Source organism: Paenibacillus violae, from assembly GCF_032461945.1.
Taxonomy (GTDB): Bacteria; Bacillota; Bacilli; order Paenibacillales; family NBRC-103111; genus Paenibacillus_E; species Paenibacillus_E violae.
In genome coordinates this window covers 581,535-598,317 of sequence record NZ_JAWCUD010000002.1, presented here as the reverse complement: position 1 = coordinate 598,317, position 16,783 = coordinate 581,535, and the positions used below count along the sequence as shown (strand labels likewise).

Genomic DNA, 16,783 nt, shown 5'->3' with positions numbered 1-16,783 from the left:
GAGGGGTGAGAAGAGATGGATGCCAGTCAGGCGCAATTCCATGCGACAACTATTTTTGCCATTCGTCATCAAGGTAAAGGTGCAATTGCCGGAGATGGCCAGGTTACATTTGGCAACAGTATGATTATGAAGAGCAGTGCCAAAAAGGTGAGGCGTTTACATAGAGGGAAAGTGATCGCAGGTTTTGCAGGATCAGTAGCTGATGCGATTACCCTTTTTGAGAAGTTTGAAGGCAAGCTCGAAGAACATCATGGCAATTTACAACGTGCTGCAGTCGAACTCACGAAGGATTGGCGTCAAGACCGCGTATTACGTCGATTAGAAGCAATGATGATTGTTATGGATGCTACCGGCTTATTGCTTCTCTCAGGCAATGGGGAGATTATTGAACCGGATGATGGCATTCTGGCGATTGGTTCTGGCGGAAGTTTCGCATTGGCGGCTGGTAGGGCACTACATCGTCATGCACCATCGCTAAGTGCCAAAGAGATTGCACATGCTGCTCTTACAACAGCTGCTGAAATTTGCGTGTTCACGAATCATAATATTATTGTCGAAGAAATCGAGTAAATCAGAATTGATTACGCACTTTTTTAGGAGGGTACCCGAATGGCAAACAGCTCCCTAACACCTAAACAAATTGTACAGGAATTAGATCGATACATTGTAGGTCAGAAGAAAGCGAAGAAATCGGTTGCTATTGCTTTGCGGAATCGTTATCGGAGAAATCTGGTGGATGAAGCCATGCGGGATGAGATTGTTCCCAAAAATATTCTGATGATTGGACCAACAGGTGTAGGTAAAACTGAGATTGCACGCAGACTGGCAAAATTGGTTGGAGCCCCTTTTATTAAAGTGGAGGCAACCAAATTTACAGAGGTAGGTTACGTTGGCCGTGACGTCGAATCGATGGTAAGGGATTTAATTGAAACCTCTATTCGTATGGTTAAATCGGAACGCATGGAAGCAGTCAAAGACCGCGCAGAGAAATTAGCGAATGAGCGAATTGTTTCTTTGCTGGCTCCAAGTCCTTCGCGCACCAAAACGCAGCGTAATCCGTTTGAAATGTTGTTTGGGGGCCAAAATCAACCCGAACAGGAAGAGAGTGCGCCGGATCCAAATCTCTCATCGAAAAGGGCTCAAATCGCCGAACAATTGACTAGTGGTAAATTAGAGAACGAGATTGTAGAGATCGAAGTCGAAGACTCTTCACCTTCCATGCTGGATATGTTAGCAGGGCAAGGAAACGAGCAAGCCGGCATGAATATGCAGGAAATGTTTGGTAGCCTGATGCCGAAAAAGATGAAGAAACGCAAGCTTCCAGTGAAGGAAGCAAGAAAAGTTCTGACTCAAGAGGAAGCACAGAAATTGATTGACATGGACGATGTTATTCAAGAATCCATTCACCGCGCTGAGCAGTCGGGTATCATATTTATTGATGAAATCGACAAAGTAGCAAGCAGCTCCCGCGGCGGAAGTGGTCCGGATATTTCACGCGAAGGCGTACAGCGCGATATTCTCCCGATCGTAGAAGGTTCTACCGTTGTAACCAAATATGGACCTGTGAAAACCGATTATGTTTTATTTATTGGTGCTGGAGCTTTCCATATTGCAAAACCTTCGGATTTGATCCCAGAGCTTCAAGGGCGTTTTCCGATTCGGGTAGAACTGAGTGATTTAACGCTTGAAGACTTTGTTTCTATTCTACAAGAGCCCAAAAATGCGCTGACGAAACAGTACACGGCGTTGTTGCAAACAGAAGGTATAACAGTTGAATTTGCTGAGGAAGCTATTCATGAAATTGCTCGAATTGCGGTCGAGGTCAATCAGAATACGGAAAATATCGGAGCACGTCGCTTGCATACAATCTTGGAAAAATTGCTTGAGGATCTTTCCTTTGAAGCCCCTGAGCTTACATTGGAATCTTTCATCATCAATCCGGAATATGTGCGCGAAAAGCTGAGCGGTATTGTTCAGAATAGAGATTTGAGTCAATACATTTTATAATGAGCGATTGCAGGGTTACGTAAGTAGGAGGCAGTTACATGAGTTTATTAAACAAAACAAGAAGGCTAAATCGATTGCTGCAAAAGGAAGCAGGGAATGCGGTTAGCTTTATGGATATGGCTGAAGTTCTTCGTGATATTGTTATTGCGAATATATATGTCGTCAGTCGTAAAGGGAAGATTCTAGGTTATGCTACGACCAATGATCCTGTTTCATCTGAAATGAATCAGGCGATTTTGTTGGAACGCAGATTTCCGTCTGAATCCAATAATCTTCTATTGAAGATAGAGGAAACGACGTCGACGTCTGAACCAAGCAGCCCGTACTATTACTACACAGAACAAATGAAAGACATGTTCCCTTATACACACACGACGCTGGTTCCTATTATCGGTGGTGGTGATCGATTAGGGACATTAATCTTAAGTCGTAATGAAAGCCTGTTTATTGATGATGACTTAATATTAGCTGAATATGGTTCGACAGTAATCGCTATGGAGATATTGAGAGAAAGAGCGGAAGAGATCGAAGAAGAAGCAAGAAGTAAAGCTGTCGTTCAAGTGGCAATAGGCTCTTTATCCTTTAGCGAAATGGAAGCTGTAGAGCATATTTTCGAGGAATTGGATGGCAAAGAAGGGCTTTTGGTCGCGAGTAAAATCGCTGATCGCGTTGGAATTACGCGTTCTGTTATCGTGAATGCACTTCGTAAGCTGGAAAGTGCCGGAGTTATAGAGACACGCTCGCTTGGTATGAAGGGCACTTATATCCGAATCTTAAATGAACAATTAATACAAAGCATCGAACAGATAAAAACAAAACTATAGCTTGGCACGATTGAAAAGCCCTGTCTGCTAAAAAAGATAGGGCTTTTTTCTTATTGTAACTTAAGCGAATATCTTAGATGATTAGGAAGGTAATAAACTTACAAAATTCTACAACAGGAAACTTTTTCTAATTATTTTGTGAAAATAATGTCGAAATAAGAAGGAATACATACTTTCTGTGTGGAAGTATAGTGTCGAATACTCTATTGAAAGGGGGTAACGTGCATGTCTTTGTTGGACAAACCCAGTTGGAACTTGATGGAGCGTTCGCTTGATGCTTCGACTCTCAGACAAAAAGTGGTAGCGAACAACGTTGCCAATGTGGACACACCTTACTTTAAGCGTTCAGACGTATTGTTTGAAGAGTTATTGCAAGGTGAAATGAATTCATCAACGCCCTCTATAGAAGGTTATCGGACAAACCCTAAGCATTTCTTTATAGGCAAATCGACAAATTTACCGAATTCAGAAATTAAAACCGATGAATCGACAGCGATTAACAACAACATGAACAATGTCGATATGGACTATGAAATGTCTTTAATGGCTAAAAACCAACTGAAATACAATACAATGATTCAGCAAATGAACAGTGAGTTTAAAAAAATGCGCACAGTATTAGGGGGGAAGTAATAACAAATGAGGCTTACTAGCGGATTTGACATCAGCTCATCAGCACTGACTGCGCAACGTTTGAGAATGGATGTCGTCTCATCAAATATTGCTAATGCGGATACAACACGTGCTAAGTTTGTAGACGGGAAATGGGTACCCTACACGAGAAAGTTAGTTGCATTTGAAACAAAATCACAACCGAGCTTCGCACAGTCTTTGCAATCGGCTATGGCAGATGGAACAGGCGAAGGAGTACGAGTTAACAAAATCTTCGAGGATCAGTCGCCGCTCAAACAAGTATATAACCCTACACATCCTGATGCAGATGCAAATGGATTTGTTTACATGCCCAATGTTGATGTGCTTAAAGAGATGGTTGATATGATTTCAGCCACAAGATCTTATGAAGCTAACGTTACCGCGCTTAATGCAAGTAAATCAATGATTACAAAGGCATTAGAGATCGGTAGATAATTAATCGGGAGGTTGCAGCATGATTGACAAAATCAGCTATAGTCCAATAAATATTATGAGCTCGGTTCAACCCAAAGACAACTCTGGTGAAGGTGCTGCTGACCTTGGGAAACAATTCGGCTCATTTCTGAATGATGCGATGACGAATTTAAATGCCCAACAACAACAAGTTGATCAGTTGAATCAAAGTTTCATTAAAGGAGAGCTTTCAGACGTTCATCAGCTCACGATTGCTTCCGAGAAAGCATCGTTAGGTCTGGAACTTACGGTGCAAGTTAGAAATAAAGTCCTTGAAGCTTACCAAGAAATGATGAGAATGCAGCTGTAATTAACCAAATGCTGCTAAAACTTTGGTTCGATGGGGTGACGGAGTGAACGAGAATCTCCTCCAGTACTGGGAAAAAGTAAAACAGTATTGGAATCGATATAGTAGAACAACAAAAATAACATTTATCGCAACGGTTGCCCTTTTGATTCTTACGGCCGCAATTATCAGTGTTAATTTATCTAAGACGGAATATTCCTTAGCATTTACCGAACTTCAGCCAAGCGACGCGGCTGCGATCAAAGGTTACCTAGATACAGCTAAAATTCCATACAAACTTAGTGCTGATGGTAAAAGCATCGAAGTACCTACAAATGAAGTAGCGAATGTGAAACTCGGTGTAGAGTCACAAGGTTTAAACAAAAATGGTTCTCTAGGATTCGGTGCTTTTAGCAACAGTAGTTCATTTGGTATCACAGATAACGAGTTTAAAGTGAAATACTTAAATGCGATTCAAGGTGAGTTGCAGCAGCTTATTAACTCGAATCAAGCCATATCGGGTTCGAAGGTTCTTATTTCACTTCCTGAGGATGGACCTTTCTTGCAACAGCAGGAAGAGAAAGCAACAGCATCAGTTGTTCTTCAAATGAAACAAGGTTACACACTAGATCAAGGCAAAATCGATACGATCTATAACTTGGTTTCACACAGTATCAAAAATCTTCCTGTTGAGAATATCACGATCTCAGATCAGTATGGGCAAAGCTTAGTTTCTTCCAAATCAGGTGGCCAGTCCTCCTCGAGCTTAGTGACAAGCCAGTCCGATATTAACGATAAGTTTCAAAAAGATCTGCAGAAAAATATTATGAACATGCTAGGAACGATGTTTGGTCGCGATAAAGTAAATGTCAGTGTTTTCTCTACCATGAACTTTGATCAGAAGAAGAGTAAAGAACAGCTCGTCTCTGCACCAAATCAAGTGGATCAAAAAGGACTGGAAATTTCCCTGCAAGAAGCAACCGAGTCTTATCAAAATAACGGTGCAGATACAGGCGGTGTTCCTGGTACTGGTACGACGGATGTGCCCGGTTACCCAGGGGCATCAAATTCCGGTAAATCGAACAGCGAGAAAAACTCGAAGACTGTAAATTACGAAGTGAATCGGATTACGAATGACATCGTGGCTACACCGTATGTAGTGAAAGATTTGAGCATTAATGTCGGAATTGAACCGCCGGTTAAAGATGATCCGACTTCTTTGACTGCAGAGACTAAAACTGCTGTGCAAACCGCTTTGGTAAATATTGTGAGGACTGCACTGGCAGATAATAAGGTTACATATACTGACGATGAATTGCAGAAAAAAGTTACAGTTCTTGCTCATACTTTTGCACGGCCAGCAGATACATTTGCTTCGAAAACAACAACGTACTTAACTTATGCTGGATTGGCTCTAGCGGCGCTAGCGATTGGTGCGATTGCTGGTTTTGCAATTAGAAAACGTAGAAAAGCTGCACAACAATTAATGGAACAAGATCTGAACATTGCAGCGAATAAAGCGGAACTTCCAACGATTGATATTGAAAATGTAACTAATGACAATCAAGTGCGTAAGCAGTTAGAAACTCTTGCGAAAAAGCGGCCAGAAGACTTTGTCAATCTGCTTCGGACTTGGTTAGTAGACGAATAGAGGTGCACTTGTATGGCCAAAGCTGCTGTAAACGGGTTAACCGGACGACAAAAGGCAGCCATTCTTTTGATCAGTTTAGGCCCTGAGGTGTCTGCTCAAATATTTAAACATTTACGAGAAGAAGAGATTGAGCAGCTAACACTGGAAATTGCAAATGTAAGGAAAGTAGATTCTTTTGAAAAAGAAGCGATTCTCTCTGAGTTTCATCAGATCTGTCTTGCCCAAGAATTCATTTCACAAGGAGGTATTGCTTACGCTAAGGATATCTTGGAGAAAGCGCTTGGTTCTCAGAAAGCACTCGATATCATTAACCGTCTGACAGCCACCTTACAGGTGAGACCTTTTGACTTTGCCAGAAAAGCGGATCCTGCTCAAATTCTTAACTTTATTCAAAATGAAAATTCACAAACCATTGCGCTAGTTTTGTCCTATTTGCAAGCGGATCAAGCGTCTATCATCTTGTCCTCGTTGCCGCAAGAAAAACAAGCCGATGTTGCAAAACGTATTGCCTTGATGGACAGCACTTCTCCAGAAGTGATCAGTCAGGTAGAGCGTGTACTGGAACAAAAACTTTCGTCTACTGTTACACAGGATTACACAAATGCTGGAGGCATTGCATCTATCGTTCAGATTTTGAATGGTGTTGATAGGGGGACGGAGCGTACCATCCTTGATTCTCTGGAAATTCAAGATCCTGAACTGGCCGAAGAAATCAAGAAACGGATGTTTGTCTTCGAAGATATCGTTAATATTGATAATCGCTCTATACAGCGAATTATTCGTGATATTGAAAATGCTGATTTACAACTTGCGCTCAAAGTTGCGAGTGAAGAAGTGCGTGATGTTCTATTCAAAAACATGTCCAAACGGATGGCAGAGACGTTTAAAGAAGAAATGGAATTTATGGGTCCTGTTCGTTTGCGTGACGTTGAAGAAGCACAAACGAGAATTGTTGCTACAATCCGCCGCCTAGAGGAATCGGGTGAAATCATCATTGCACGTGGTGGAGGAGACGATATTATTGTCTAATATCATTAAATCATTTGCTTATTATGCTGTAGATGATAAGAAATTGGTTGAAACGATCTCGCCATTTCACTTGAATGGAGATCTTGATGCGGGTAATCAGCTAACTCCCGAACAACAGCAGGAAATAACGGAAGCGACGAATTTGAAAGATCAAATTCTTCAAGATGCTGAAGCTTTTGCCAATGAGCAGATTCACCAGGCTATGCAGGAATGCACAGCGCTCCGTGAACAAACGCAAGAAGAAATTAATGCTTGGTGGCAAACACGTCGTGCAGAAGATGAAGAGCATGTCACTTTATCCAGGCAGGCTGGTTTTGAAGAAGGCTACCAACAAGGAATTGCTCAAGCTGAAGAAGCGCTTAGACAGGAATACAGTGAAATGCTAACGGAAGCACAAAGTATTCTGGAGCAATCCTACAAACTTAAACAGCAGATCATTCAGGAATCTGAGCCATTCCTAATCGAACTAAGCACATCCATAGCAGAGAAAATCATTGGCAAACAGTTAACCTTAAATCCGGAATGGGTTGTTGAGTTAATTCAAACCGTTCTGTCGCGCAGACGCGAAAAAGGGATCATTGCTTTATGCGTATCTCCTTCACAATTCGCTTACATTCAGGATGCGCGTGAAGAGTTGCTAACTTCTATTGATTCACAGGCTGAATTGCAAATTATACCTGACTCTACGGTGCAAGATCGTGGATGTGTGATTCGTTCTTCATTTGGAAGTATTGATGCACGCATCGATACGCAGCTGAAAGAAATTAAATCAGCTCTGCAACAGTTGGCCACTCAAAGTGAGGGTACAGGATCATGAGCAGCGCGCTACCAAAAGTAGATAAATACAAAGAACATTTGCATGCCATCGACCCTATTCGTGTTAATGGAAAAGTAACACAAGTGATTGGATTGACGGTTGAGTCGGAAGGTCCGGATGTGAGCATTGGCGACCTCTGCTATATTTACCCGCATAAATCCAATAAGCCATTGAAGGCGGAAGTCGTTGGTTTTCGCAGCAATAAAGTCGTGTTGATGCCACTAGGCGATTTGGACTCTATTGGACCTGGTTGCGATGTTGTTGGTACAGGAAAACCACTTACTGTTCAAGTAGGCCATGAACTTCTTGGTAAAGTGCTGGACGGATTAGGACAACCATTGGATGGTTCGTTCTTGCCTTCAAGAATGGCTCAATATTCTACGAATAATGCGCCGGGCAACCCGCTAACGAGGCCGAGAGTGTTGAATCCAATATCTGTAGGAGTTCGATGCATTGATGGATTATTGACTATTGGCAAAGGTCAGCGCGTTGGTATTTTTGCAGGGTCTGGTGTTGGTAAAAGTACGCTGATGGGAATGATTGCCCGTAATACAGCTGCAGATGTTAACGTCATTGCACTTATCGGTGAGCGGGGCAGAGAGGTCTTGGATTTTATCGAAAGAGATCTAGGTCCCGAAGGGCTAGCAAGATCAGTCGTTATCGTTGCAACATCTGATCAGCCTGCGCTTATACGTATCAAAGGAGCAATGATAGCAACAAGCATCGCTGAGTATTTTCGTGATCGCGGTCTAAATGTCATGATGATGATGGACTCCGTCACTCGCTTTGCAATGGCACAGCGTGAAGTTGGCCTTGCTGTAGGGGAACCTCCGGCAACGCGAGGCTATACGCCTTCGGTTTTTGCGATGCTGCCACGGTTACTTGAGCGATCTGGTACCGGGCCGAAAGGATCCATTACTGCCTTTTATACAGTGCTAGTAGACGGTGATGATATGAACGAGCCAATTGCTGATGCGGTCCGAGGGATCCTCGACGGTCATATTGTTCTAAACCGCAGCATTGCCAATAAGGGTCATTACCCTGCTATTGACGTTCTGTCCAGCGTAAGCCGTGTAATGAAAGAAATCGTGCCTTCTGAACATATGGAAGCTGCTGATCACTTAAAGCGACTTCTCTCTATATATAAAGATTCGGAAGACCTAATCAATATCGGGGCGTACCAAAAAGGTTCTAATCTAAATATTGATGTTGCCATGGATCATATTGAAGCCATATGGGATTTCATCAAGCAAAAAACGAGTGAAAAACTGACCTATGAAGAAGCTCAAGAACGATTGATTCACGAATTTTATAAGGGATGAGGGTCCTAAATGCAATTTCGTTATTCTTTCCAGCAAATTGTCGATTTAAAAAACAATGAACGAACACAGGCGGAATGGATTTTATCTGAGGCAATGGGCCAATTACGGAACGAAGAAACGAATTTACATGGATTATTTGAAGAAAAAGAGAACTTGCATCAGGAAATGGTGAAAGCCTCTTGCAATTCAGTATCTATTTCAAAGATGCTCATGCTCCAATCTTATATGAACCATGTTGATCAGCAAATTGCGCGTAAACATCAGGATGTTCAACAAGCTAAGCGTGTCGTACTCAAAAAGCAGGAACATCTATCGGAAAGAATGATCGATGAGAAGGTGTGGTCGAAAGCTAGGGAAAAGGCATTCGGCCAATTTCAATCCTTTGTTGCCAAAAAAGAGCAGGACGCTCTGGATGAAATGGCTACAAACCGGTTCAAACGACTCTCGTATTGAGGAAGGTAAAGGAGGAACAAGGAGATGGCCGATACAAGCATGGAAGGTGCATCTTATAGTGCGCTGGAGCGGTTTCTGATATGGTTTGTCATCCCCTTTGTGTTTACGGCTGTCTTGCTTTTCGTATTACTGTCGATCTTTGATTATGATATCAAGAGCAGTATTCAGAAAGCGTTGCATAACACTCCGGTGATTGGAGCAATTGTTCCTGCGCCCAAAGAAAAAAGTGTTGTAAGCGGAACTGGTAAAGAGACAACTCCTGAACAAAGCATCAAAACCAAGGATGATGAGATTACGAAGTTGAATGCCAAATTGGCGGAACTTCAGTCCGCTTTGCAGAAAGCTGAATCAACAACGGAGACGAAGGATCAATCACTCAAAGATGCAAGCGCAAAGATAACGGAACTGGAAGAAAAGCTGAAAGACAAGACGCAAACAGAAGAAGAGTACACGAATCAAATCACACAGCTTGCCAATATGTATGCAAAAATGACACCGAGCAAGGCGGCTCCAATCATTGAAGCACTTACACCTAAAGAAATGGTGCTGATCTTCTCCATGATGAAAGCGGACAGCCGCGGAGCGATCCTGGAGAAAATGGATGCAACGAAAGCAGCAGAAGCTTCCATGGGACTTAAAGACGTTACACCTGTAAGGGATAAAGAGATTGCCGCTTTACAAGAAAGATTAGCAACGAATGGAGCAAGCACAGCAAAAGCGACGACATCTGTCAGCAAGTCGGATTTAGGTCAGACATTTGCTAACATGACTCCCAAAAGTGCTTCAAACGTGCTAATTGAAATGAATAAATCAAATCCCGACAAAGTATTGGCCATCCTGAGTGGCATGGATAATGCTTCCCGTTCCAAAGTGATGTCGGCGTTGTCCGATGCGAATAAAGAAATCGCTGCTGCAATTTCAGCTAAGCTTGTTCAGTAACCGACGTTGAACTTAGGAGGGAGGTGAATAAATAAGATGGATGTACAAATACAGACAACACCTACTGCAAACTCTGCTTCAACTTCGACGAATAAGGCTGGAGCAACAGGGACTACTTCTAAGGACGGTTTTAATCAAGTTTTGGACGGTCAATTGTCTCAAGATAGCACGGCAAAGACTGAGGCGAACCCAACTGACACAGCACTTTCTCTGAACATGCTGTTGCAAATGCTTCAGAGTCTGGTAGCACCTCTGCAAGGGACTGCTGTGCAGGATGCAAAAACAGAAGATCAGCCACTTTCTGAAGTCGTTTTGGAGGCTATGAACAGTAATCCAGCGCTTGCTGAGCAATTATTGCAGGATCCAAAGGTTCAGCAATGGTTTGAAGAAGCTGAGCAACTTCTACAAACGCTAAGTGGAGCTCAATCAACTCCATTGGTTACTCTTCCAAGTACGCTAAAGCTTCAAGCAACTGAAGTTTCAAGCCTGCAAGCTCAAAATACGCTGCTAGCATTAGCTTCCCTGTCAAAGCAGCAGCCTGACAATCCGGTTGTGAAGTTTCTGAATCAAGATCTACAAAACGTCATTCAACCACTATTACCAGAATTGGTGGCGAACTTGAAGGGACAAACTTCAGAGGCTGCTAGTACAGAGAACGCTGCTGAAGCAATGGAAGGTTTGTTGCATCCAGGTAAGAAGGAAGTCACTTCTACTGATAAGCCAAATCATCACAAGTTTAGTAGCAAGAAAACATCAGATCAGAACGTTGATATGACAAACTCGGTGACGATTGCACAACCAGCAAAGTCAAAATTAGAGCTTCTTGCTCTGAAAAGTGGTTTCTTAACCGCGCAGGTGGATGCATCTTCTACATCGGGAGATACGCTGCCTAATCTCGTAGATCTGCCAACTGAACCTGAAACGACTACTAGCTCAGTGGTTACGATCGGTGATTTGCAGAGAACGCAACAGTCACAGACCATTGTTGACAAGACCGTAGTTCCAACGATGAATGCGGCTAATTTCGCTGAAGAAATGACGGAGCATGTTCTTAAGAACATGAAAATAACACTCGCAGACGGTTTCTCCGAAGCTAAGTTATCGTTGTTTCCAAAAAATCTGGGGCACATTGATGTGAAAATATCGATGCATGATGGCCAGCTAATTGCACAGTTTGCTGCGGAATCCGCAGCAGCTAAGCAGATGCTGGAAAATCAGCTGCCGCAGTTGAGACAAGCTCTTCTAACGCAAGGTTTGCAAGTAGAAAAGCTTGAAGTTACGCAAAGCCCAAATATGCAATCCAGCATGTTCCAGGAACATCGTCAGCAGCAAGCTTTTGGCCAATCTCAACGTCAAAATAAGAACAATTCTGGCGGTTTTGAGGTTGAATCCCTTGATTTTGAGCAAGAGATTGATGCTAACGTGCAAGTTAAACCGGCAATACATGGTAATTCCTTTGATGTAACTGCCTAAATGTGAGTCCATTTAATGCAGTTGGAGGTGAAAGTATGGATACAAACCCCGTCGTAGGCAACGTTACAGATTTAATCAATACTGGGAAAAATGCGAAAACGAAAGAAAAAGATAACAACACGTTAGGTAAAGACGATTTTCTTAAAATCTTAATTACCCAACTTCAGAATCAAGACCCAACACAACCATTACAAGATAAAGAGTTCATTGCCCAGATGGCACAGTTCACTTCCGTTGAGCAATTGACCAATATGGCTGGTGAGATGAAACTGATGCGTCAATCATTAGGTTTTGTTTCTGGGTTGATTGGGAAATCGATCACTTGGGATGATACGGACTCCACCGGAGCGACTGTTGAAAAGTCGGGCGTTGTTGATTCCATCACGTTCAAGGACGGCAATCAATTTGCCAATGTGAAGGGAGTGGAAATTTCTCTGGATAAACTCAAGAAAATTGAGGATACCGGAGAAACCAAATGACAGAGAGAATATCCATAGGGCAGCTTTATCCTAATGCGGTTTCTCCTGCGTCTACGAGACGAACAACTTTACAGCAACCGGTATCCACATCTGCATCCGGGAATCCTACATTTCAAAAACTACTTCAGGAGCAATTTGTTCGTTTCAGTCATCATGCAGAAGTTAGACTGAAAGAGCGAGGCATTCAACTGAAGCCGGAGCAACTGGATAGTCTTAGCAAAGCGATTGATAAGGTAGCAGCAAAAGGCGCTAAGGATGCACTGATGGTTTTAGGCGGAAATGCATTGATTGTCAATGTTCCTAACCGAACTGTTGTTACGGCGCTTGACGGGAACGCGATGAATGAACATGTTTTTACACAGATAGACAGTGCAATTATTATATCTACATAAACGGGCTCGACCGCGCAGGAAGCCTGGAGCTGTGGAGCGAAGGAAGCAGCTCATGATTCACGTTATTTTAATCCGATTAGGAGGCTAGTAAGATGTTAAGATCTTTATACTCTGGTGTTTCAGGTATGCGTGGTTTTCAAACGAAATTAGATGTTATCGGTAATAATATCGCAAATGTAAACACCATCGGATTTAAAGGAAGCCGTGTTATGTTTAAAGACATTCTTAGCCAAACTATTTCTGGCGTTAGTGCTGCTGATGAGAACCGTGGCGGCGTGAATGCTCAGCAAGTTGGATTAGGTGTAAGCGTGGCTTCAATAGACACCGTACATACACCTGGCAGTGCCATGACAACGAACGTTCCTACAGATTTACGCATTAATGGCGATGGATTTTTTGCAGTAGGGACTACAGATCAAACAGATGCTCCATATTTGACGAGATCCGGCAACTTTACATTAGACCCAACTAGAAACTTGGTGAATGCTGAGGGCCTTCATGTCATGGGAGCTGATGGCGCTGGTCCGATCGTGATTCCGGATAATATCGTATCGTTCTCAATCTCTCAAAACGGCGATATTATCGGTGTTGACACGACAGGTGCAACGGTTGCAACTGGCCAAAAAATTGGCGTCATCAAAGTTGTTAACCCATCTGGTCTTGAGAAAATTGGCGGCAATCTGTATCGTATGACAGCGAATGCTAATCCAGAAGGTGCGATTGAGGTTGGGGCTCCTGGTAACACAGAAACGGGAACAGGAACACTGATTTCTGGGCAACTAGAAATGTCCAACGTTGATTTGACTGGGGAGTTCACTGAGATGATTATCGCTCAACGTGGATTCCAAGCAAACTCCCGTATTATCACAACTTCGGATGAAGTGCTTCAAGAGGTCGTAAATCTTAAACGTTAATTTTCATTGAAATGACAGAGGGGAGCTAGTCTCCCCTTATCCTGATGCAGGAGGAGAAGCATGATTTCTCTCACTCGTTTAAACGGTAAAGCCATCATCCTTAATGCTATTTTGATTGAATTGATTGAAGAGACGCCAGACACCATGATTACTTTGACGACAGGGAAGAAGATCACAGTTCTTGAAAAGGCAGAGGTCGTGGTAAGCTTAGTGCGGACCTACATGCAGGAAATTGGCTCAGTACGAGCGACGATTATGTCAAGGGATGCGGAGGGTTCGTAATTGTTTAAGAATAAAATTTTCATACTGATCGTATCGATTTTAATTGCTATCACATTAATTTTGACCGCTGCATTCGTTTTGTGGAATTTTATGGAAAAGAGTAATCAATCCAAAGATCCTGCGGTCCAAGCACAAGATGCTGTAGCAAGTGTGAAACCGACAAAAGCACCTTCTGCTGAAGCGGTTAAGGCGAACACGGCAATCATCAAAGATATTTTGACCAATTTATCAGGCAGCCAAAATTTCATTAAAATTAGTTTCGCGTTCGAGTTGGAAAACTCTAAAGGCAAAACGGAATTTGACAGTTTGTTGGATTCTGCTGTGAAAGGGACGATCGTTCAAACCCTGGGAGATTTAACAAAGGATCAAATCGAAGGAAGCAAAGGGTCGGATAGTTTAACGGCTACGTTGATGAACAAATTAAACCCACTGCTGCACGAAGGTAAAATAAAGCAAATTTGGATAACTGATAAAGTGCTTCAATAAATCTGCTATTGATTTTGCTAAAAGGAGGTGACTCTAATGGTTGATGTTTTGTCGCAAAATGAGATCGATGCCTTGTTGGCGGCATTGTCCTCTGGCGAAATGGATGCGGATGAACTCAAAAAAGAAGAGACGCAGAAGAAAGTAAGGGCTTATGATTTTAAAAGAGCTGTGCGCTTCTCCAAGGACCATATTCGAAGTTTGACTCGAATTCACGAAAACTTTGCGCGGTTCCTAACCACTTATTTCTCAGCGCAGCTACGTACATTTGTACAAATTAGTGTGGTTCAGGTTGAACAATTGCCTTACGATGAATTTATTCGTTCGATCCCGAAAATGACCATTTTGAACATCTTTGAAGCGGAGCCTTTAGAGGGTCGGATGGTACTTGAAGTGCATCCCAATGTTGCGTTTGCGATGTTAGATCGTTTGCTAGGTGGTGCAGGTACAACTCCTACGAAGATTAATGCTTTAACTGAGATTGAAACCATTGTAATGGAACGTATTTTTAGCCGGGCTTTCGACAGCCTGCAAGAGGCATGGAAAACTGTTATTGATATTCAGCCTAGATTAGAGGCACTTGAAACAAATCCACAGTTTATGCAGATTGTTTCTCCCAATGAAACGATCGCATTGATCTCATTGAGTACCAAAATTGGTGATACGACAGGGATGATTAATTTATGCATACCGCATGTGGTCATCGAACCGATCATGCCTCGACTTTCTGTGCATCACTGGTTTGTTTCACAGAAGAAGACGAGAGCACCTGAAGAAGTGGAAGCACTTCAATCCCGCTTGGAAAAAACCAAGCTACCCCTTATTGCAGAATTGGGTTCGTCCGAAATTTCAATTCGAGATTTCTTAGGCTTAACGGTCGGCGATGTGATCCCGCTGCAAAAATCCGTCGAAGAATCGCTTCAAGTCAAAGTGGGCGAGAAGCTGAAATATCTCGGTAGCCCTGGTACCTTAAAAGGAAAGATGGCTGTTCAAATTACAGATATCGTAAATGAAGGAGAAGAAGATTATGACGAATAATAGAGATTATTTGTCCCAGGAAGAGATCGATGCTTTGTTGAGACAGTCTTCGGACGATAGTTCAGCCTCTTCTTTTCATGGGTCTCCTCAAGTTGAAGATTTTTTATCTTCCTTAGAGCAAGACGCACTAGGTGAAATTGGTAACATCACATTTGGCAGTGCAGCTACAGCTCTTTCTACCTTGCTTGGTAAAAAAGTCGACATCACGACGCCAAAGGTATCGATTATCAGTAAAGATGAATTGCAAGAGCAATTTCCGAAACCACATGTGGCTGTACATGTAAACTATGTGGATGGCTTCGATGGCATTAACTTGTTAGTGATCAAAACGCGCGATGCCCAAGTCATTGCTGACTTAATGATGGGTGGAGACGGTACTGGCGGAGATGAACATCTAAGCGAAATTCATATTAGTGCCGTGCAAGAAGCGATGAATCAAATGATGGGATCTTCAGCAACATCCATGTCTACCATATTTAATCGATTTGTCAATATCTCACCTCCAGGAATCGACATATTAAATTTGTCGAAAGGAGAAGGAAAACTACCCGACGAGGACGTATTTATAAAGATATCGTTCCGACTTATCATTGGCGACCTTATTGATTCTAATATCATGCAATTATTACCTGTTCCTTTTGCCAAAGAAATGGTATCGATCCTCATGGGTGGCGATTCTGAGTCTTCAATGGAAGCTGCACCTGCTGCACAAGCGCCGGCGCCTTCGCCTATGCAGGAAGTACATACACCGCCCCCTGCAGCTGCTCAACCTATGTATGAGCAACCTATGTATCAACAACAGCAGCCAGTGTATGAACAACCTATGTACCAACAGCCTATGCAACCACCAATGCAGCCGCCAATGGGGCAGCCGATGTATCCGCCGCAGCAACCTATGTACCAGCAGCCACCTGCTTCTTACGGAGGGATGCCAAATCGCAATGTCAATGTCCAACCTGTTCAGTTTGGAAATTTACAATCAGGTGGATTAGGGCATACGGATGATACGAACCTGAATTTACTACTGGATATACCGCTTAAGGTAACAGTAGAGTTAGGCAGAACACACAAGGTGATTAAAGACATCTTGGAACTCTCCCAGGGATCGATTATCGAATTGGATAAACTGGCAGGTGAACCGGTAGACATCTTAGTTAACAATAAGCTGATTGCCAAGGGCGAAGTCGTTGTCATCGATGAAAACTTCGGAGTTCGTGTAACCGACATTGTGAACCAGTGGGAACGAATTCAAAAGTTACAATAATTTAATCTTAGGGGGACTTTATT

Annotated in this window: 20 protein-coding genes; all 20 read left to right on the top strand. The window is 42.7% G+C overall.

Going from position 1 to position 16,783, the window contains the following annotated elements:
- The first annotated feature begins 15 nt into the window (after positions 1-15).
- The 20 genes from hslV to fliY all read left to right on the top strand — a co-directional run bounded on the left by hslV (position 16) and on the right by fliY (position 16,760).
- Positions 16-570: an ATP-dependent protease subunit HslV gene (gene hslV / locus RQP52_RS09705; protein ID WP_127451100.1), complete on the top strand. Its 555-nt coding sequence runs from the start codon at positions 16-18 to the stop codon at positions 568-570.
- Between the two features lie 39 nt (positions 571-609).
- Positions 610-2,007 (top strand): ATP-dependent protease ATPase subunit HslU, encoded by a 1,398-nt coding sequence (hslU, locus tag RQP52_RS09700; protein ID WP_315951104.1) that lies wholly within the window; start codon positions 610-612, stop codon positions 2,005-2,007.
- Between the two features lie 38 nt (positions 2,008-2,045).
- A complete protein-coding gene (gene codY, locus RQP52_RS09695; RefSeq protein WP_127451096.1) occupies positions 2,046-2,831 on the top strand; it encodes a GTP-sensing pleiotropic transcriptional regulator CodY in 786 nt (261 codons plus the stop codon).
- Between the two features lie 225 nt (positions 2,832-3,056).
- On the top strand, positions 3,057-3,464 hold the full coding sequence (flgB, locus tag RQP52_RS09690; protein WP_127451094.1) for a flagellar basal body rod protein FlgB: 408 nt from the start codon (positions 3,057-3,059) through the stop codon (positions 3,462-3,464).
- A 6-nt stretch (positions 3,465-3,470) separates the two neighbouring features.
- A complete protein-coding gene (flgC, locus tag RQP52_RS09685) occupies positions 3,471-3,920 on the top strand; it encodes a flagellar basal body rod protein FlgC (protein WP_315951101.1) in 450 nt (149 codons plus the stop codon).
- 19 nt (positions 3,921-3,939) lie between these two features.
- Positions 3,940-4,248 (top strand): flagellar hook-basal body complex protein FliE, encoded by a 309-nt coding sequence (fliE, locus tag RQP52_RS09680; protein WP_315951100.1) that lies wholly within the window; start codon positions 3,940-3,942, stop codon positions 4,246-4,248.
- Positions 4,249-4,291: 43 nt separating this feature from the next.
- On the top strand, positions 4,292-5,875 hold the full coding sequence (gene fliF / locus RQP52_RS09675; protein WP_315951098.1) for a flagellar basal-body MS-ring/collar protein FliF: 1,584 nt from the start codon (positions 4,292-4,294) through the stop codon (positions 5,873-5,875).
- A gap of 12 nt (positions 5,876-5,887) precedes the next feature.
- Positions 5,888-6,904, top strand: a complete 1,017-nt coding sequence (gene fliG / locus RQP52_RS09670; protein WP_127451086.1) for a flagellar motor switch protein FliG — start codon at positions 5,888-5,890, stop codon at positions 6,902-6,904.
- A complete protein-coding gene (locus RQP52_RS09665; protein WP_315951095.1) occupies positions 6,897-7,721 on the top strand; it encodes a FliH/SctL family protein in 825 nt (274 codons plus the stop codon). Before fliG ends, RQP52_RS09665 begins: the two co-directional genes overlap by 8 nt.
- Positions 7,718-9,043, top strand: coding sequence for a flagellar protein export ATPase FliI (fliI, locus tag RQP52_RS09660; RefSeq protein ID WP_315951094.1), 1,326 nt, complete (start codon positions 7,718-7,720; stop codon positions 9,041-9,043). Before RQP52_RS09665 ends, fliI begins: the two co-directional genes overlap by 4 nt.
- Before the next feature lie 9 nt (positions 9,044-9,052).
- Positions 9,053-9,496 carry a flagellar export protein FliJ gene (fliJ, locus tag RQP52_RS09655; RefSeq protein ID WP_315951093.1) on the top strand — a complete coding sequence of 148 codons (444 nt, stop codon included), beginning with the start codon at positions 9,053-9,055 and terminating at the stop codon, positions 9,494-9,496.
- Positions 9,497-9,520: 24 nt separating this feature from the next.
- Complete coding sequence (locus tag RQP52_RS09650) at positions 9,521-10,435, top strand: MotE family protein (protein WP_315951092.1); 915 nt, start codon at positions 9,521-9,523, stop codon at positions 10,433-10,435.
- A 36-nt stretch (positions 10,436-10,471) separates the two neighbouring features.
- Positions 10,472-11,908 carry a flagellar hook-length control protein FliK gene (locus RQP52_RS09645; RefSeq protein WP_315951091.1) on the top strand — a complete coding sequence of 479 codons (1,437 nt, stop codon included), beginning with the start codon at positions 10,472-10,474 and terminating at the stop codon, positions 11,906-11,908.
- Positions 11,909-11,943: 35 nt separating this feature from the next.
- Positions 11,944-12,387 (top strand): flagellar hook capping FlgD N-terminal domain-containing protein, encoded by a 444-nt coding sequence (locus RQP52_RS09640; protein WP_315951089.1) that lies wholly within the window; start codon positions 11,944-11,946, stop codon positions 12,385-12,387.
- The gene (locus RQP52_RS09635) at positions 12,384-12,779 is read left to right on the top strand and encodes a TIGR02530 family flagellar biosynthesis protein (protein WP_315951087.1); all 396 of its coding nucleotides are present in this window, start codon (positions 12,384-12,386) and stop codon (positions 12,777-12,779) included. Before RQP52_RS09640 ends, RQP52_RS09635 begins: the two co-directional genes overlap by 4 nt.
- Positions 12,780-12,871: 92 nt before the next feature.
- Complete coding sequence (gene flgG, locus RQP52_RS09630; RefSeq protein WP_315951085.1) at positions 12,872-13,693, top strand: flagellar basal body rod protein FlgG; 822 nt, start codon at positions 12,872-12,874, stop codon at positions 13,691-13,693.
- A 60-nt stretch (positions 13,694-13,753) separates the two neighbouring features.
- On the top strand, positions 13,754-13,975 hold the full coding sequence (locus RQP52_RS09625; protein ID WP_127451068.1) for a flagellar FlbD family protein: 222 nt from the start codon (positions 13,754-13,756) through the stop codon (positions 13,973-13,975).
- Entirely contained in the window at positions 13,976-14,461 is a 486-nt protein-coding gene (locus tag RQP52_RS09620; RefSeq protein WP_315951084.1) for a flagellar basal body-associated FliL family protein, read from the top strand.
- Positions 14,462-14,497: 36 nt separating this feature from the next.
- A complete protein-coding gene (fliM, locus tag RQP52_RS09615; RefSeq protein ID WP_127451064.1) occupies positions 14,498-15,496 on the top strand; it encodes a flagellar motor switch protein FliM in 999 nt (332 codons plus the stop codon).
- Positions 15,486-16,760 (top strand): flagellar motor switch phosphatase FliY, encoded by a 1,275-nt coding sequence (gene fliY / locus RQP52_RS09610; RefSeq protein ID WP_315951083.1) that lies wholly within the window; start codon positions 15,486-15,488, stop codon positions 16,758-16,760. The genes fliM and fliY overlap by 11 nt, the downstream gene beginning before the upstream one ends.
- Positions 16,761-16,783: the final 23 nt, after the last annotated feature.

What these genes read in the sequence shown, in the direction of transcription:
- hslV (WP_127451100.1), top strand. Translation starts at nt 16, where the DNA reads ATGGATGCCAGTCAGGCGCAATTCCATGCGACAACTATTTTTGCCATT.
- hslU (WP_315951104.1), top strand. Translation starts at nt 610, where the DNA reads ATGGCAAACAGCTCCCTAACACCTAAACAAATTGTACAGGAATTAGAT.
- codY (WP_127451096.1), top strand. Translation starts at nt 2,046, where the DNA reads ATGAGTTTATTAAACAAAACAAGAAGGCTAAATCGATTGCTGCAAAAG.
- flgB (WP_127451094.1), top strand. Translation starts at nt 3,057, where the DNA reads ATGTCTTTGTTGGACAAACCCAGTTGGAACTTGATGGAGCGTTCGCTT.
- flgC (WP_315951101.1), top strand. Translation starts at nt 3,471, where the DNA reads ATGAGGCTTACTAGCGGATTTGACATCAGCTCATCAGCACTGACTGCG.
- fliE (WP_315951100.1), top strand. Translation starts at nt 3,940, where the DNA reads ATGATTGACAAAATCAGCTATAGTCCAATAAATATTATGAGCTCGGTT.
- fliG (WP_127451086.1), top strand. Translation starts at nt 5,888, where the DNA reads ATGGCCAAAGCTGCTGTAAACGGGTTAACCGGACGACAAAAGGCAGCC.
- fliI (WP_315951094.1), top strand. Translation starts at nt 7,718, where the DNA reads ATGAGCAGCGCGCTACCAAAAGTAGATAAATACAAAGAACATTTGCAT.
- fliJ (WP_315951093.1), top strand. Translation starts at nt 9,053, where the DNA reads ATGCAATTTCGTTATTCTTTCCAGCAAATTGTCGATTTAAAAAACAAT.
- RQP52_RS09650 (WP_315951092.1), top strand. Translation starts at nt 9,521, where the DNA reads ATGGCCGATACAAGCATGGAAGGTGCATCTTATAGTGCGCTGGAGCGG.
- RQP52_RS09645 (WP_315951091.1), top strand. Translation starts at nt 10,472, where the DNA reads ATGGATGTACAAATACAGACAACACCTACTGCAAACTCTGCTTCAACT.
- RQP52_RS09640 (WP_315951089.1), top strand. Translation starts at nt 11,944, where the DNA reads ATGGATACAAACCCCGTCGTAGGCAACGTTACAGATTTAATCAATACT.
- RQP52_RS09635 (WP_315951087.1), top strand. Translation starts at nt 12,384, where the DNA reads ATGACAGAGAGAATATCCATAGGGCAGCTTTATCCTAATGCGGTTTCT.
- flgG (WP_315951085.1), top strand. Translation starts at nt 12,872, where the DNA reads ATGTTAAGATCTTTATACTCTGGTGTTTCAGGTATGCGTGGTTTTCAA.
- RQP52_RS09625 (WP_127451068.1), top strand. Translation starts at nt 13,754, where the DNA reads ATGATTTCTCTCACTCGTTTAAACGGTAAAGCCATCATCCTTAATGCT.
- fliM (WP_127451064.1), top strand. Translation starts at nt 14,498, where the DNA reads ATGGTTGATGTTTTGTCGCAAAATGAGATCGATGCCTTGTTGGCGGCA.
- fliY (WP_315951083.1), top strand. Translation starts at nt 15,486, where the DNA reads ATGACGAATAATAGAGATTATTTGTCCCAGGAAGAGATCGATGCTTTG.